Genomic DNA, 15435 nt, shown 5'->3' on the forward strand with positions numbered 1-15435 from the left:
AGCCTCATGACCATCACGCTCAACCACACCATCGTGGCCTGCCGCGACAAGCGAGAGTCGGCGGAGTTCCTCGCCACCATCCTCGGCCTCACCGCATCGGATCAGTGGGGCCCCTTCATCTCCGTCGTCGTCCCCCCGGTGGCGCTCGACTTCATCGACGTCACCGACTACCAGGCCGCCACCTCCGACACCGTCCAGCCCCAGCACTACGCCTTCCTCATGGACGAGGAGGAGTTCGACGGAGCCTTCGACCGCATCAAGGCGGCGGGCGTCGAGTACTTCGCGGACCAGTTCCTGGAGGAGGCCGGCCAGATCAACCACCACTACGGCGGGCGCGGTGTCTACTTCCGTGACCCCAGCGGGCACATCATCGAGTGCCTCACCCAGCCCTACAGCGGGACTCCGCACGGCGCGGAGAAGGGACGGTGGACCGGGGCGCTCGACCAGGCGTCCGGGGCCCCGGACCCGCAGTAGTCCGGCGAACCGGAGGCCGGGCAGGAGCCGCCGCACGGCGGGTCCTGCCCGGCCTCTGCCGTGCCCGCCTCGTCCTGCCTCGTCCTGCCTCGCCCCCTTCCCGCCCTGCCCCTTCCCGCCCTGCCCCTTCCCGGCCCGTCTCGCCCCGGCCGGACCACGAGGCCATGGAGCTTCCCTACGTTGCGACGGCGGCGGCGGGGTGACAGCGCGGCCCCTCGGGTCCGGGGGTGTCCCCGCGGACCGGGAGAACGGCGGAGGCGGCGCCCGCGACCCGGACCCGTCCCGGAGGAGGGGTCCGGCTCACCGAGGCGCCGCCGATTCGGAGCGGGGCGGCCGGATCGGCCGCAGTACGTGACCCGTGAAACGCCTGTGGAGCCCGCGTAAGACCCGGCAAGCCGGGCAGTGGGTGATGAAGCAGGAACCACCCGAAGGCCGCCGCTTGACAACGGCGGCCAGGCGGGAATCTCCCGGCCTCAGCCGGGAGAGACGTCAATCGGTGCTCTGCCGGACGGGAGTACGGGGGGCGGTGGCGGCCGGTTCGGCGACCGTGCCGTGCAGATCGCGCCGCGTGCCCTCCCGCGCGAACGGGATGACCAGCAGGCCGAGCAGGAAGCCGCCCGCGGTCAGCAGCGCGACCGGCGCGTACCCGTGCTGTTCGGAGAGCGCGACCGCGATGAGGGGGATGACCCCGCCACCCAGCGTGCCGCCGACCTGGTAGGCGAGGGACGACCCGGTGTAGCGGTGCTCGGTGTCGAACATCTCGGAGATGAACGCGGCCACGGGCCCGTAGACCAGCGCCTGGACCACCGCGAGGCCGAGGATGTACCCGGTGAACAGCAGTACGGACGAGCCGGACGAGATCATCCAGAAGACGGGGAAGGCCGCGACCAGCCCCAGTGCGGCACCGGTCAGCAGGATCTTGCGCCTGCCGACCCGGTCGGAGAGATGGGAACAGAGGGGAATGAGACCGACCTGGAGGATCGCCCCGACCGACAGCGCGGTGAGCGCGCCCGATCGGCTGTGGCCGCCGTCCGTCGTCGCCAGGGTGAGGCCGTAGGAGGTCAGCAGCCCGGTGTTGGCCGAGGCGCTCAGGGTGCCGAAGATGCAGATCAGCACCGCGCGCCAGTGCCGGGTCAGCACATTGCGGAGCGGGGCCGCCGCGTTCTTGCGTGCCTCGCCCGTGGCCTGCAGCTCGGCGAACAGCGGCGATTCGATCATCCGCATCCGGATGACCAGGCCGATCACGGTGAGCACCGTGCCGATCAGGAAGGGGATACGCCAGCCCCAGGCGAGGAAGTCCTCCTCCGGCATCAGCCCGAACAGCGCGAGCATCGCGGAGGCGAGCACCGAGCCGCTCGGCGCTCCCATGTTGACGAACGAGGCGACGAAGCCGCGCCGCTCTCCGGGTGCCGTCTCGACACTGATGGAGACGGATCCGCCCCAGTCGCCGCCGACCGCGAGGCCCTGGACGATCCGGATCGCGACGAGCAGGACGGGTGCCCACAGGCCGATGGTCGAGTAGGCGGGAAGGACGCCGATCAGGCCCGTGGCCGCCCCGGTGATCCCGAGGGTGACCAGCAGAATGCGGCGGCGGCCGTAGCGGTCCCCGAGCAGGCCGAAGATGACGCCGCCGAGGGGGCGCGCCAGATAGCCCGCGAGCAGGGTGGCGAAGGCCAGGATGGTCCCGGTGCCCGAGTCGACGGGACCGAAGAAGATCTTTCCGAAGACGAGGGCGGCGGCGGCCGTGTAGATCAGGAAGTCGTAGTACTCGATCGTCGTGCCGAAGTAGCTGGACAGCATCACCGTGCGCACGTCGGACTTGCGAGGCAATGCCCGAGGGCTCTGCTCGGTCATGGGGTCTCCAAAGGGAATGCGCGGCCGGGCGCGCCGAAGGCGTACAGGGAGGGTGGTGCCCTTCGCTGTTCCGTCCAGGGGCGAATCGCGGCGACGCGTAGGGGAGGGGTCTCTCCGCGGACGGCCCCCGGTGGAAGGTTGATTCCTTCTCGTCGCGCGATCGAGGCCGTCGTCTCTGCTTTCTTCACTCTCTTCTCTGTTCTACAGAGTCGCGCTCTGGAGTTGTTTACCTCACACCCCAGCACCCGTCAACAGGTTCGCCTGATGCTTGACCAACTCGACAAACCGGGTGCAAGGTTTCCTGTGCAGCAGAAGTCTATTCTGTTATGTAGAAATAACTACCTCGGTGCACTCGCTCGGCACCGGACCGGACCGCGCCGGACCGGTCCGGACCGCCGGAGGAGAATCCATGGAACAGTCGAGAGCGAAGGGAATCGGGTTCATGAAAGATCTGACGGAGGCCGTTCACCTGCGCATGCTGGGCGCGGGCCAGAACTGGATGGATGTCACCAGCCTCGCGGCGGTGGGCATGGCCGGTTACTACAGCCCGTTCCCGCCCGGTTCCACGGCGGCGGCCATCACGGGCAACCCCGGCGAGATGTGCATGAAGGCTCCGCAGCTCGTCGCGGACGGCGAGTACGACATGGCGGTGACCACACCGCTGTGGTACGTGCGGATGGCGATCGAAGGGCGCGGACCGTTCACCGAGCCCCTGCCCCTGAGCGTCGTGGCGGTGTTCCCGCACGACGACCGGCTGGCGTTCGCCGTTCGCCGGGAGACTGGACTGACGAGCCTGAACGACATCCGTGAACAGAAGTACCCGCTGCGGCTGTCCATGCCGACTCCGGAGATGCACCACCCGGCGGGCTGGGTGATCGACGAGATCCTGGGCCGGTACGGGATCACCCGCGACGACATCGAGAGCTGGGGCGGCGAGATCCTCCACGACCGCCCCCAGGCGATGAACTCGGCCACGGAACCGCCGGTCGATCCCACCTTCGACGCGGTCTTCGACGAGGCGTTCATGACCCGGCGCTGGCGGCGCATCGCGGAAGCACACGACCTGCGATTCCTGCCGGTCGACGACGAGGTGCTGGCGCACTGCGAGACGCTGGGCATGGAACGCGGCGTCATCGAGCGGGGCCGGCAGCGCGGGGTCGACGACGATGTGCCCACGGTCGACTTCAGCGGCTGGGCGCTCATCTGCCGGTCCGACCTGCACGAACGGATCGCCTACATCACCGCGTCCGCACTCGACGCCAAGTCGGCCGAGATCTCCGCACGCTTCACCGGCGACTTCGCCGCCATGACGCAGCCGCTCGACCTCTCCCTGCTGACCGACACCGACCTGCCGATCCACCCCGGTGCGCAGGCGTACTACGACGAGCGCCGCGAGTCGCTCGCGCGGACCGGCGAGGAGCGCTAGGCCATGCCGGAGGAGACGAGCCGTCAGGACACCCTCGTACTGAGCCGTGCGGACGTCGAGGACCTCCTCGACCTGCGCCAGGCGATGCGGGTGACCGAGGACGCCCTGCGCGAACAGGCCGCGGGGCTGGTGGTGGCACAGGCGCCGACGCACCTCGACGTCGGCGCCGGGGCGCTGCGCGTCGTCAGCGGCGCGCTGACCGGGTCCGGACACATGGGTCTGCGGGCCTCCGGAGCACAGGCCCTCGCCTCGGACGACGGAGCCGCCCTGCTCTTCGACTCCGGGACGGGCGCGTTGCTGAGCGTCCTCGCCTACCCCTTCGCACGGCTGCGGACAGCGGCCATGTTCGGCCTCGCGACCGATGTGCTCGCCCCAACGGGCGCCCGGCGCCTGGCGATGGTGGGGACCGGCCGGAACGCCCTGGGCCTCATCCAGGCGGCCTCCCTGGTCCGCGAGATCGAGCACGTCAGCGTCTACGGCCGCGACGAGCAGCGCCGCGCCCGGTTCGCCGCGGCGGTCACCGACGAGCTGGGCATCACCGCCGAGACCTCGGAGTCCCTCCAGGGCGCGACCAGGGACGCCGAGATCGTCTTCGTCTCGACGAACAGCAAGCGGCCCGTCCTGCACCACGGCGACATCGCCCGCGGCGCGTTCGTGGCCGGCATGGGCACGCCCTGCGAATTCGGGGAGGACCTCTATCTCGGCGCCGACCAGGTCGTCGTCACCGCGGTGGAACACGAGCGGCACTTCGCCGACGTATGGCGCGACGGCTCGGTACGCAGCACCTTGGCGGACCTGGACGACACCGGCAAGCTCCGCTGGAACGCCGTGCTGGAACTCGGCACGATCATCGCCGACAAACGCCACTGCGAAGGCACCACGGTGTTCCGGGAGTCCTCCGGCGGCTACGGCGACATCGCCTTCGCCGCGTGGGTGTACGCCAAGGCCCGCGAGACGGGGCGCGGTACGGAGGTGGCGTTCACGTAGGGCGGGCCGGCGGACGGGATCAGGGAGGCTCGCCGTACCGGTCCGGGTGGCGCTCGATGACCGCGGTCGAGGCCCCTTCCGCGACCACGGCGGTCGTCGTCATGCCGGAGACCTCCGGTCCGCCCGCACCGCGGCCGGCCACTCCCCGGCCGCGGTCCGGCTGAACCGGCGGTGGTCCGGTTGAACCGGCGGTGGTCCGGTTGAACCGGCGGCGGACGGCGGCGGCGCGTTCGACCCGGCGGACGTTCTGTCCACTGCCCGGCGCGCCCGCCACGTCACCGCCCGCCGGCACCGCCCGCCGTCACCACCGTGGAAGGTTCACTCCCCGGCGCGCGCCAACTCCTCGCCCAGCGCGGCCGCCAGAGGGTCGGACCGCAGATAGTTCGCCGCCAGGTGGAAGTCGAACGCGTGGATGCTGTCGTGGTGGTCCGCCGACACCCCGCTGAAGGCGCGGGCGACCCCGCCCTTCGGGAGGGCGACCAGGTCACCCACATCCGCGATGTTCACCCAGCGCCGCACGGAAGGCGGGCGCGCCCCCGACTCCCGTACCGGCGAGGGAAGCAGACGGGGAAAGACGGCGTGCGGAAGCGCCAGGGGGGAGCCGAGGGTGATCAGCAGATCCACCGGCTCCCCCTCGTGCGCCCACAGGGCCTCGTACGCGACGACCGACCCCAGCGAGTGCGCGATCACGACGCGCGGAGCGTGCTCGGTCAGCGCCAGGGAGACCGCGGAACGGGCCTCCACGCGCGGACGGTCCTCCGGCCCCCGCAGATAGACGGCCACCTCGGTGAAGAAACGGGCGACGAACGCCTCCACCAACGCCGGCGCGAGCCGATCCCGTGCCGCCACCCAGGCGAGGGCCTGCCGGAGCGGCCAGGTGGTGTAGCCCATGGGGACCTCCTCGGGCAGCTCCTGCTCGGTCAGCCAGGCGCGTACCCACTCCTCGGCGTCCGGGCTCAATTCCTCCAGCGTCGGCGCATCGCCGGGGCTCTGCTCGCCCGGCTCGCGCAGCAGATCCGCGTAGTAGGCGACGGCGACATCGCACCGCGCCACCGACGGCCCGAAGGGGCCACGCCCCAGGTGCCGTCGCCAGATGGCGGCCAGCTCCGCACGCGCCTGCGCGGCGGTCGCGCCCGCCCGGTGATTCCCCACCCCGTGTACGCCCAGAATGCGCATCCCGATCTCCTCCCCGATCCCCAACAGTGCTTTCGCACCGCTATGTTGGGCGCTGTCGCACCTGTCCTGGCCGATCCGCCCAGCCGCCCGAAGAAGGAGAACGATGCGCGAGGTATCCCGGTTCCGGCTGATGGACGGCAGCGTCGTGAACATGCAAGTGGACGCGGACGACGCCCTCGACGTCGGATTCAGGGACCACCGGGGTCATTACGAGTCGAGGACGACGCTCGGCGCGGCGACCCGGTCCATCGGGATGGCGGTCTCCGAGGTGGTGCACAATCTGATCAATCCGAGCGGTCCGCGGCGGCCGACGGAGCTGGTGATCGAGTTCAACGTGCGCCTCGACGCGGAGACCGGCGCGACGATCGTCAAGAACGTCGAGGACGGGCACTTCCATATCAAGGCCACGTGGGACGGGAACTGAGGGACGGCTCCGCCCGTATGACCAGCGGTCCCACATTTCCGTTCACGCCACCGGTCACACAGCCGGCCGAACCCCCGCTCGCGGCCGGGGCCGTGCCCCAGGCCGCCGCCCCGGCCACGGACCACGCGGTGGTCGTCGCCGTCGGCTCCTTTCGACACGGTACGTCGGCCACCAGCACGTCCGGTATGTCGACAAACGGCGCAACGACAAACGGCGCAACGGCCGACGGCGCAACGGCCGACGGCACAACAGCAGGCAGCGCAACGGCCAACGGCACCGGCGCAACCGACGGAACCCACCCGCCCCACCCACCCCACCCGACAGCGGAGGCCGACGAGTTCGAGGAAACACCGCTCGTCGGCGCCACCGGCTTCCCGGAACTGGACTTCGCCCATGAGCGGGGCACGGCGGTCGGCGACTCCCTCACCGCGCTCGGCTACCGGCTGCACGGCGGCGCGGTCCTCACCGACCCCACCCTCGCCCTGGCCCGTACCTCCCTCGACGACGCCGTACGACGCACGCCCGCCGACGGCGGACTGGTGGTCCATCTCATCAGCCACGGCCACACCGACCCCTCCGGATCCCTCCGTATCGCGCTGGCGGACAGCGGCCCGGACGGCGGGCTCGACGTCGAGTCCTGGCTGCGCGACCTGGAGCGCGAGGAGCGACCGGCGGCGCTCATCATGCTGGACGTCTGCCATGCGGGAGCCGCCGTCCGCTGGCAGTGGAACAACTGGTCCATGCGGCTGCGGGCCGAGGCGCGGAGCGCGCGTGCCCGCCGGGCCTGGGTGCTCGCGGCGGCGGCCCCGGAGGAGAAGGCGTTCAACGGCCGCTTCAGCGAGGCCGTCGCCTCGGTGCTGAAACGCCTGCACGCCGACGGACTGGAGACGGACTCCTCGCTGGAGTACGTGCCCGTCTCCCACGTGGCCAGGGAGATACGGACCACGCTCGACCGGCTCTGGCGCGACGCGAAGGGAGTGCCGCAGCATCTGGACAGCACCCCGCTCGCGCTGGGGGAGGAGCCCGCGCTCCGGCTGTTCCGCAACCCCCGCTTCGCTCCCACCCCGCTCGCGCGGCTGCGGCTGGGCGCGGAGGACTCCTTGCGCGGCTTCCTCGCCGAACTCGACCCGGTCCTCGACGCGTACCACTACATCACCCGCGCGTTCGGCGCTCGGGACGACTCCGTCGGCAGTTGTCTGTTCAGCGGGCGGACCGCCGAACTGGACGTACTCACGCCGTGGTTGAACAGCGCCTCGCCCTCCCCTTCCCTGGTCGTGGTCACCGGCGGCCCCGGCACCGGGAAGTCCGCGCTCCTCGGCCTGCTCGTCTGCGCCGCACAACCCCGGCTGCGGTCGGCCCTGCTGCAACGGCTGCCTCCGGTGCGGTTGCCGGGACGGGCGACCGCCTTCGCCGCCGTGCACGCGCGCGGACGCGACGCCGTACAGCTCGCGGCGTCGATCGGGCGGCAACTGAAACTGCCGGAAACGGCGGCCGGGTGGACACCGGTCCGTCTGGTCGAGGCGCTGCGCCGACGGGCGGACCGGGGCCATCCGGTGGTCACCGTCGTCGTGGACGCCCTGGACGAGGCGGTGAGCCCCGCGGACGTCGTGGACCTGCTGCTGTTGCCGCTCTCCCGAACCGGGGGGAAGAAGGGCGGGCGTCCCGTCTGCCGCCTCCTGATCGGTACCCGTACCGTCGACGACGCCTCGGCCGTGGTGGACGGCGCCCGGCGGCACGGGCTCCTCCTCGACCTGGACGAGGCGGACCAGACCGTCCTGCGGGATGACGTGGCCGGGTTCGTACGGCGACATCTGGAGCTGTCTCCGCTGTACGACTCCGGGGCACAGGAGCCGCTGCGCGAGCGCCTCAGCGGCGAACTGGCGGCGGCGCTGGTCCCGGACGACGCGGATGCGGGAACGGATACGGGCACCGCAGGTACGGGTACGGGCGCGACCCAAACGGGCGGCACGGATACGGGCACGGGAAGGGACGCGGACACCGGCACCGGCACGGGAACGAGAACGAGAACGGGGGCGGATACGGGCACCACCCACGCGAACCGCCCCGGCCCGTATCTGCTGGCCCGCCTCTACCTCCACCAACTGCTCGACGCGGAGTACGCGATCGGCCTCTCCGGCATCGACGAGGTGATCAGCCGCGCACCCCGCACGATCGCCGACATGCTCGAACTGGACCTGGCCCGCATCGGCGATCCCTGGGCCCGCCCCCTCCTGGTCGCCATCGCCCATGCCAAGCACCCCGGAATCCCGGCGTCCCTCGCCCGTGTCATCGCGCCCGCGATGAACGGCGCGCCCGTCGCGGCCGGATCCGAGCCGAACGGCGTCCTCCCGGCAGCGTCCATCCCGGACGCCGCCGAGACCCTGGAACGGGTCGGGTTCTATCTGCGCCGTACCGCCGACCCGGAGGGGCCGACCCTCTACCGGCTCTTCCATCAGGAACTCGTCGACCACTTAAGGGTGTTGCCCGCCGCCGACGGCCGGAGCACGGCAGGCGGGGAGGTCGCGCACACTGTTCTGCGCACGCTGCTCTCACCGCTCCGCCGCGATCCCGAAGGGCCGGTCCAGTGGGGGCTCGCCCTGCCGTACCAGGCACGGCACGCGCTGGAGCACGCACGGGACGCCCGGCGGGCCGACGCCCTCGTCGCCGACCCCGAGTTCCTCATCCACACCGGCCCGCCCGCCGCCGCCCTGGACGATCTGAGCGATGAGGCCGCGCGGGAACTGGCCGCCGTCTACCGGATGTCGGGGGACCGCCACCGCGCGGCCGACCCGGTCGCCCGCCGTTCCGTCCTCGCGCTGGACGCGATGCGTTCGGGCCGGAGCGGCCTGGCCGCGCTGCTCGTCGGCGGCACGCGGGACATGGCCGACGGCACGGGCGGGAGTGTCGGCGGTACGGGCGACGGTACGGGCGGTCTCGGCGGGTGGTCCCCGCTGTGGGCGTCCGGTTCGGCCGGTGAGGAGGCCCCCGTAGCCCTGCTGAGAGGAGCCCCCGGCGCCGCCCGGTTCGTGACGATCGCGGTGCACGAGGGGCGGGCGATGGTGCTGGCCTCGGGGGTGGGATGGACCAGGACCTGGGACCTGGCGACGGCTCAGCAGATCTTTCTCGGCCGTTGGACGAGGATGCTGCGGCGGCGCGCCACCTTCCAACTGGCCGCAGACACACATGAGGAGGTGCTGCCGCCTCATGTCTCGCGGTTGCAGGGCCGGTTCCGAATCGGCCGGGGGACCTTCACGTTCTACCGGCCCGACGGCTCGAAGGTCCGGTTCTCCGGTGATTCCACGGGCGAACTGGCCATCGTGGACAACCGCGTGGGGGTGACGCCCGTGCACGGCGCGAGCACGCCCAGCTCCGAACCGCCCAGCTCCGAACCGGACGGCACCGAACCGGACGGCACCGGATCAGACGGCACCCAGACGGACGACGCCGCCCCGCACAGCGCCGACCCCACCAACCCAGCCGACGCGACGGTCCTCCCAGGCTTCCTGACAGCGGCCGCCGAGCAGAACGGCGAACCGCTGCTCGCCATCGCCCTCGACTCCGGCGAGATCCGGCTGCTGGACCTGGCCGGGCCACGACTCCTGCTGCCACCACGGCTGGCCTCCGACGGCGCCATGCACTCCCTCGCCCTGTACGCCACCGGGGAGGACCGGGCCGTGGTGCTCGCGGCCACCACGGCGGGGCCCGTGACTTGGGACGTTCCCCTCCGCGGCCAACCGTCCACCGCAGCCGCGGACCCGGCCGGTCCATCCCCGGAACCCTCGGCTCCGGAACCCCCCGACCCCCCGGCCTCCTCTGAGGAGTCCCGGCCCCCCTTCCTCCCCACAGCCGTGGCGCGCCCCGGCGACGGCCTGACTCAGGAACCCGGCCCGGTGACACTCGTCGCCAACCCGGAAGGCGGCCTGTTCGCCGCCGTGGCGACCGGGGGATCGGTCACGCTGCGACCGGTGGACGGGCACGGAGGCGACCGGATACTCGGCGGGTCGGCCCGTTCCCTCACCGCGCTCGGCTCGGCCGACCGGGACGGTCGCCCGCTCGTGGTCGGCGGCAGCGCGGACGGCACGCTCCGGGTATGGGACCTGAGCACCCCGCGCGCGCCGGAGGCCGGGATGCGCCACCCCGGCCCGGTCACGGCGGTGGCCAGGGGCTCGTTCGGCGGTCGCCGCGTTCTGTTCAGCGCCTCCGGCGACGAGGTCTGGGTGCGCGAACTGCTCACCGGCCGGACGGTGGGGCGGCTCGCGACCGGCCAAGTCGGGGTGACGGCACTGGCGTTCACCCGCCTCGGCCGCCGTCCGGTGCTTCTCACGGCGGGCGCGGACTGGACCGTACGGATCTGGGACGCGGAACGGCGTACCCCTGTGGGCCGTCCCCTCACCGGCTACGCGGGCCGGGTCGCCACTCTCGCGGTGGGGCGGCTGGAGGGCCGTCCGGTGGTGGCGACCGGAGGCGACGACAACGCCATCGCCGTATGGGATCTCCTCACCCAGTCGTTGATCGGCGAACACCCGACCGCGCACGACGCCCCGGTGACGGGCCTGGTCTTCACCTCGGGCGGCATCGGCACCTCGGGCGACGTCGGCGCGGCGCGGCTGGCCTCGTGTGGTGAGGACGGCGCCGTCCGCTTCTGGGAGCTGACCGCAGAGACGCTCGCGCAGCGCTCTGTCGCGTACTCACCGGCTGCGGTCACCTGCGCCGAGGCGGCTGACGGCCTGGTCCTGACCGGCGGGGCCGAACGTACGGTCCGGCTCTGGGACGCGGAATCCGGCGATCTCATGGGCGAGCCGCTGACGGGCCACTCGGGGGCGGTCTGCGGTCTGACGGTCGGCCGTTTCGCGGGCGTGCCCGCCGCCTTCACGCTCGGCACGGACGCGACCCTGCGGACCTGGGACCTCCACGGCCGTCCCCGCGCCGTCCTCGATCTCCCCTCGCCCGGCACCGGGCCGGTCTGGGCCGCGCCCGGCCGGATCGCCCTGGGCCTGGGGCGGGATCTGGTGGTGCTGGGCGAGACGCATGGCGGCTGACCGGCTGCCGTAGGGCGCTGCCCGCGTCGAAAGGGAGGTCTCTGTCCGGTATCTCCCGGCCCCTCACTGTGCGTCTGGGTCGAGTTCTCCGGGTTCGGGTGCGGGCAGGAGGCCGGGGGCGTGGACGGGACAGGCGTGGAGGGTGATGGGGGCTCCGCTGGTGCGGGGGACGTAGCGGACGGGGAGAGCGGCGCGGGTCCATGTGCCGCAGACGCAGCACTGGGCCCGGAAGCCCGGGTTCGGTTCGGAGGTGAGTGCGTCGCGGGTCATGCGGACACCCCCACCCGTGTCACGTCGGATGCGTCGAAGGGGAACGGCACGTCGTATCCGAGGGTCGCGGCCACGGCGGCGAGGCGGCGCTGCTGTTGTCGCCGTTTCCGCTGTGGTTCCCAGTCGGCTTCCTGTGCGGTGATCCAGTTCCGGAGGTATGGCGGGATGCGAGGCGGCCTGGGGGCGGGTGCGGTGCGGGCGAGGACGTGTACGGGGATGAGGGTGCGGGGCGCGCAGATGACGACCGGGCGGGGCCGGGAGGTCACGGGGGCGGCGCGGTGGCGTCCCCGAGGCGGGAACACGAGGTCCAGCACCCGTAGCAGGGCATGGGTGAGAGCACGGGCGATACGATCGGACATACGTCGGTCAGCTCCTCTGAGGCTGGTTCGGCGAGCCCCGATGGACCGTTGCTGCGGTCTGTCGGGGCGTTCTGACTTCCGAGAGCAGGGCTGTACGTCAAATCCGCCGAGCGCGACGCGTAGCCCCTGGTGAGACGCGTCCCGGTCCTGGGGCGGCCGGGACTGTCGTCTGGTCTTTTGCGGCTGGGGTGGGGGTGGGTGGCCCCGGCTTTTCCCGTCGGGGGCCGGGTAGGCCGGGGCCGGGAGCGGGCGGGTGCCCGTCTCCCCTTCCCTCGGTCCGTGTGGCGAGCACTGGCGGATCGAGGGGGCGGGCGCTCCGTGTGTTCCTCCGCGATGCCGTGCGGGCACCGCCACTCGGAGCGGGGTACTGAACCGGTCACGTCCGGCTGCCGTTCCATCAGCGGAGCCGGGCCGCCGGCCGATTCAGCACACCAGTGGAATGGAGGTGCGCTTCGTCAGGAACGGGATGCGCGGACGAAGCCCGCGATTTCGGCCGGGACCGGAATCGACTTCGGGGCCGTGCCCGCGCCCGTAGTGTGGGGGAGCCGGCGTGGGTGTGGTGGACCAGGCGGTGAGGACGTACACACCGCTGTGATCGCTCACGACCAGCAAGAAGGGCTCTCCGCCCGCCAACTGGCCGAGTGCTTTACGCAGTTCGCTGGACGAGTCCGCCCACTGCCGCAACAGAGCGGGCCCGTCCCCGAGCAAGAAGGTCAGGGAATACGGGACCGGCACCAGCGCCCCGGAATGGACGGGCCCTGCCTCGGGGTCGGGGTCGAGCCCGTCCGCGAGCCGTAACGCCTGCCCCCGCAGCCACCGCAGCACCCGCCCCGGATACGGACTGCTGAACACCCCGAGCACCACGCGCACCCGCCGCCCACTGCCACTCACCAGGCCCTCGGCGGTCACCTGAGCCCGGTAGGCCGGGGTGCTGGGCGGGGTCATGTGGTCACACCGGGCAGCGTGCGAGGGTCGGTTCCGGTGGGCGGGTCCCACTGCACGGTGTCGCACACGGTCCGCGCGTAACGGCGGTGGCCTGTGCGGCGGAAGTGGTACTCCGCCCACGCCTCGGCATCGTCCAGGGTCAGCCCCCGGCTGGTGCTCCCGGGCTCGGACTCGACCGCGCACGGCGGAGTGCCCGATACGCACTCGATGTGCACCCGGACCCCCTCGGACTCCACGTGCGTGAGCGTCCACAGCAACTGCCGGAAGGTACGGGTCATCCCCATGCGGCACCCCACCGACTGCTGTGCGCGTTCCGCTCGGCCAGCGCCGGGCGGAGTCGGTCCGTAGCGGTGGCGAGACGGATGTCCTCACGCGAGGCGGTCCACTCGACCCCGCCCCGAGGCGGGCGGAGGGAGTAGGGACCGTCACCGGGGCCCGTACCCGTGTCCATGACCACCCCCAGGGCATCCCTCGCGGTGTCGTACGCGAGGTCACCGACGCCGAGTTGGGACTGCTCCGCTGCGTTCTCGCCGGACATGACCACTCCTCTCCGTAGCGATTCCGCTACCAGGTGGGACAGGGTGGCCCTACGATGAGGATCTCTTCAACGTCCTAAGTGCGGAGGGAACGTTGGTAAACCGGAAGGAACTGAACCCCGAGAGCGGTCCGGAGGCCGCGTTCGGGGCGCGCTTACGCAGGGCACGGGAGGATCGAGGCTGGACCCAAGACGAGCTTGCGGCCCGGATGGGGTACACCGGGAGGCATGTCTCCGGGGTGGAAACTGCCAGCAAGTCACCAACCCGCCGGTTCGCAGCGAGTGCTGACGTTGCATTAGGAACAGCTACGTTCGAACGTGAGTGGCACGACATCCGCCATGGCGTGCTGCTGGAGGGCTTCCCGGAGTACGCCGGGTATGAGCGGCGTGCTGCGGAGATCCGGCTGTTCGAGACCGGCATGATCCCTGGGCTGCTCCAGACGCGGGACTATGCGGCGGCCATAGAGGAAAGTGTCGTCACGCATGGAACGATCACAACCGAACAGGCCGCAGAGCGAGTTGAGTTCCTGGCCGAACGGCAAGCCGCACTGGTGCGCCCCCTCCCGCCCGTTGTGATGGTGGTACTGGACGAGAGCTGCGTTCGCCGGTTGGTAGGGGGCCCCGAAGTAATGGATGCGCAGCTGGCGAGCCTGATTGAGTTCGCCGAGCAGCCGCACACCGTGCTTCAGCTCGCCCCATACAGTCTGGGCGAGCGCCGACCGTTCAAACGAGTGGTCAACCTGCTGACGATGGCAGATCGTTCAGTGATGTCGTATGTCGAGTCCGAGACCCAGGGACACCTGGACCGCGAACTCGCCTCGGTCCTGCCACTGGTCAGGACCTACCATCAGCTACAGGCCGTGTCGCTCTCGCAAGCGGCGTCCATAGAGATGATCAATCAGGTACGAAGGGGCATCTTGTGACGATCGAACCCCCCGTCTGGGTCAAATCCTCCTACAGCGGTCAAGGTGGCACCTGCGTCGAGTGGGCCCCCGCATACGCCTCCGCCACCGGCATAGTCCCCGTGCGGGACTCCAAGCGCCCTAACGGACCGGTCCTCATGGTCCCCCAGGACGCGTTCGCCGGACTGGTCACCCTCGCCCGGTCCACCGAACTGTAAACCCGCACACCCCGCGCCCCGCCGACCCCTTCCTCCGGCTCGGCGGGGCTGCTTCTTGCCGTGCGGCTCGTCTCGGAACCATCCCCACACGCGCGGGGAGCACCTGGTCCTGCGACAAGGGCTTGCCCGCGAGGTAGGACCATCCCCGGATGCGCGGGGAGCACGAGGCCAGGGTCGTCCCCAGCGAGACGAACAGAGGACCATCCCCGCATGCGCGGGGAGCAAGGCGAGGCCACCACCGCGACGCACTGCGACGGGGGACCATCCCCGCATGCGCGGGGAGCACTGTTGGGCAACGGACTGGCGGGAGCGCGGCATGGGACCATCCCCGCAAGCGCGGGGAGCACAATACCGGGACCAGGACCTTGATCAGGGTCGGGGGACCATCCCGCATGCGCGGGGAGCACGGCGGCATCGCCATGTGGCTGTGGAACGAGCAGGGACCATCCCCGCATGCGCGGGGAGCACGGGCCTCACGCGGGATGGGCGAGCATCGACGGGGGGACCATCCCCGCATGTGCGGGGAGCACCCGCGCGCCAGCTCGATTGCCGCGAGCGCGCCGGGACCATCCCCGCATGCGCGGGGAGCACGATCCGCTGGGCGTTGCGTACGAGCGGACGTCGGGGCCATCCCTGCATGCGCGGGGAGCACTCGGCGGGGTACGCCTTCGGGTTGTAGCGCCAGGGACCATCCCCGCATGCGCGGGGAGCACCTGGCCCGGTCGTCGGACGGGGTCTCGCTTCCGGGGCCATCCCCGCATGCGCGGGGAGCACCCGGGCGTCGTCATCGCCTTGACGATGTGCGGGGGGCCATCCCCGCGTGCGC

14 protein-coding genes are annotated in these 15435 nt (G+C 71.5%); 7 read left to right on the forward strand and 7 right to left on the reverse strand.

Features of this window, described 5'->3' with window-relative positions; translation table 11 throughout:
- The first annotated feature begins 6 nt into the window (after window positions 1–6).
- Window positions 7–474, forward strand: coding sequence for a VOC family protein (locus ACWEFL_RS17220; RefSeq protein ID WP_451712866.1), 468 nt, complete (start codon window positions 7–9; stop codon window positions 472–474).
- A gap of 489 nt (window positions 475–963) precedes the next feature.
- Here ACWEFL_RS17220 and ACWEFL_RS17225 read toward each other — a convergent pair whose 3' ends face one another.
- Entirely contained in the window at window positions 964–2328 is a 1365-nt protein-coding gene (locus tag ACWEFL_RS17225; RefSeq protein ID WP_451712868.1) for an MFS transporter, read from the reverse strand.
- Window positions 2329–2737: 409 nt separating this feature from the next.
- Here ACWEFL_RS17225 and ACWEFL_RS17230 point away from each other — a divergent pair, with 409 nt between their 5' ends.
- Together ACWEFL_RS17230 and ACWEFL_RS17235 are read left to right on the forward strand one after the other, a co-directional pair.
- Window positions 2738–3754: a TAXI family TRAP transporter solute-binding subunit gene (locus ACWEFL_RS17230; RefSeq protein ID WP_451712870.1), complete on the forward strand. Its 1017-nt coding sequence runs from the start codon at window positions 2738–2740 to the stop codon at window positions 3752–3754.
- Window positions 3755–3757: 3 nt separating this feature from the next.
- Window positions 3758–4741: a hypothetical protein gene (locus tag ACWEFL_RS17235; protein ID WP_451712872.1), complete on the forward strand. Its 984-nt coding sequence runs from the start codon at window positions 3758–3760 to the stop codon at window positions 4739–4741.
- 318 nt (window positions 4742–5059) lie between these two features.
- Here the strand turns inward: ACWEFL_RS17235 and ACWEFL_RS17240 are convergent, their stop codons facing one another.
- Window positions 5060–5917: a serine peptidase gene (locus ACWEFL_RS17240; RefSeq protein WP_451712874.1), complete on the reverse strand. Its 858-nt coding sequence runs from the start codon at window positions 5915–5917 to the stop codon at window positions 5060–5062.
- Window positions 5918–6020: 103 nt separating this feature from the next.
- On the opposite strand from ACWEFL_RS17240, the gene ACWEFL_RS17245 reads away from it, so the two are divergent.
- Both ACWEFL_RS17245 and ACWEFL_RS17250 read left to right on the forward strand, forming a co-directional pair.
- On the forward strand, window positions 6021–6341 hold the full coding sequence (locus ACWEFL_RS17245; RefSeq protein WP_451712876.1) for a CU044_2847 family protein: 321 nt from the start codon (window positions 6021–6023) through the stop codon (window positions 6339–6341).
- Entirely contained in the window at window positions 6326–11380 is a 5055-nt protein-coding gene (locus tag ACWEFL_RS17250) for a hypothetical protein (RefSeq protein ID WP_451712879.1), read from the forward strand. Before ACWEFL_RS17245 ends, ACWEFL_RS17250 begins: the two co-directional genes overlap by 16 nt.
- Before the next feature lie 63 nt (window positions 11381–11443).
- Here the strand turns inward: ACWEFL_RS17250 and ACWEFL_RS17255 are convergent, their stop codons facing one another.
- The 5 genes from ACWEFL_RS17255 to ACWEFL_RS17275 all read right to left on the reverse strand — a co-directional run bounded on the left by ACWEFL_RS17255 (window position 11444) and on the right by ACWEFL_RS17275 (window position 13492).
- Window positions 11444–11650 (reverse strand): hypothetical protein, encoded by a 207-nt coding sequence (locus ACWEFL_RS17255; RefSeq protein WP_451712882.1) that lies wholly within the window; start codon window positions 11648–11650, stop codon window positions 11444–11446.
- Entirely contained in the window at window positions 11647–12009 is a 363-nt protein-coding gene (locus ACWEFL_RS17260) for a hypothetical protein (protein ID WP_451712885.1), read from the reverse strand. Before ACWEFL_RS17260 ends, ACWEFL_RS17255 begins: the two co-directional genes overlap by 4 nt.
- Before the next feature lie 423 nt (window positions 12010–12432).
- A complete protein-coding gene (locus tag ACWEFL_RS17265; protein ID WP_451712887.1) occupies window positions 12433–12954 on the reverse strand; it encodes a hypothetical protein in 522 nt (173 codons plus the stop codon).
- The gene (locus tag ACWEFL_RS17270; RefSeq protein ID WP_451712890.1) at window positions 12951–13232 is read right to left on the reverse strand and encodes a DUF7848 domain-containing protein; all 282 of its coding nucleotides are present in this window, start codon (window positions 13230–13232) and stop codon (window positions 12951–12953) included. The genes ACWEFL_RS17265 and ACWEFL_RS17270 overlap by 4 nt, the downstream gene beginning before the upstream one ends.
- On the reverse strand, window positions 13229–13492 hold the full coding sequence (locus ACWEFL_RS17275; protein ID WP_451712893.1) for a hypothetical protein: 264 nt from the start codon (window positions 13490–13492) through the stop codon (window positions 13229–13231). Before ACWEFL_RS17275 ends, ACWEFL_RS17270 begins: the two co-directional genes overlap by 4 nt.
- Before the next feature lie 92 nt (window positions 13493–13584).
- Here ACWEFL_RS17275 and ACWEFL_RS17280 point away from each other — a divergent pair, with 92 nt between their 5' ends.
- On the forward strand, window positions 13585–14412 hold the full coding sequence (locus ACWEFL_RS17280; RefSeq protein ID WP_451712896.1) for a helix-turn-helix domain-containing protein: 828 nt from the start codon (window positions 13585–13587) through the stop codon (window positions 14410–14412).
- A complete protein-coding gene (locus ACWEFL_RS17285) occupies window positions 14409–14609 on the forward strand; it encodes a DUF397 domain-containing protein (RefSeq protein WP_451712899.1) in 201 nt (66 codons plus the stop codon). The genes ACWEFL_RS17280 and ACWEFL_RS17285 overlap by 4 nt, the downstream gene beginning before the upstream one ends.
- Window positions 14610–15435: the final 826 nt, after the last annotated feature.

The organism is Streptomyces sp. NPDC004838, assembly GCF_053600955.1.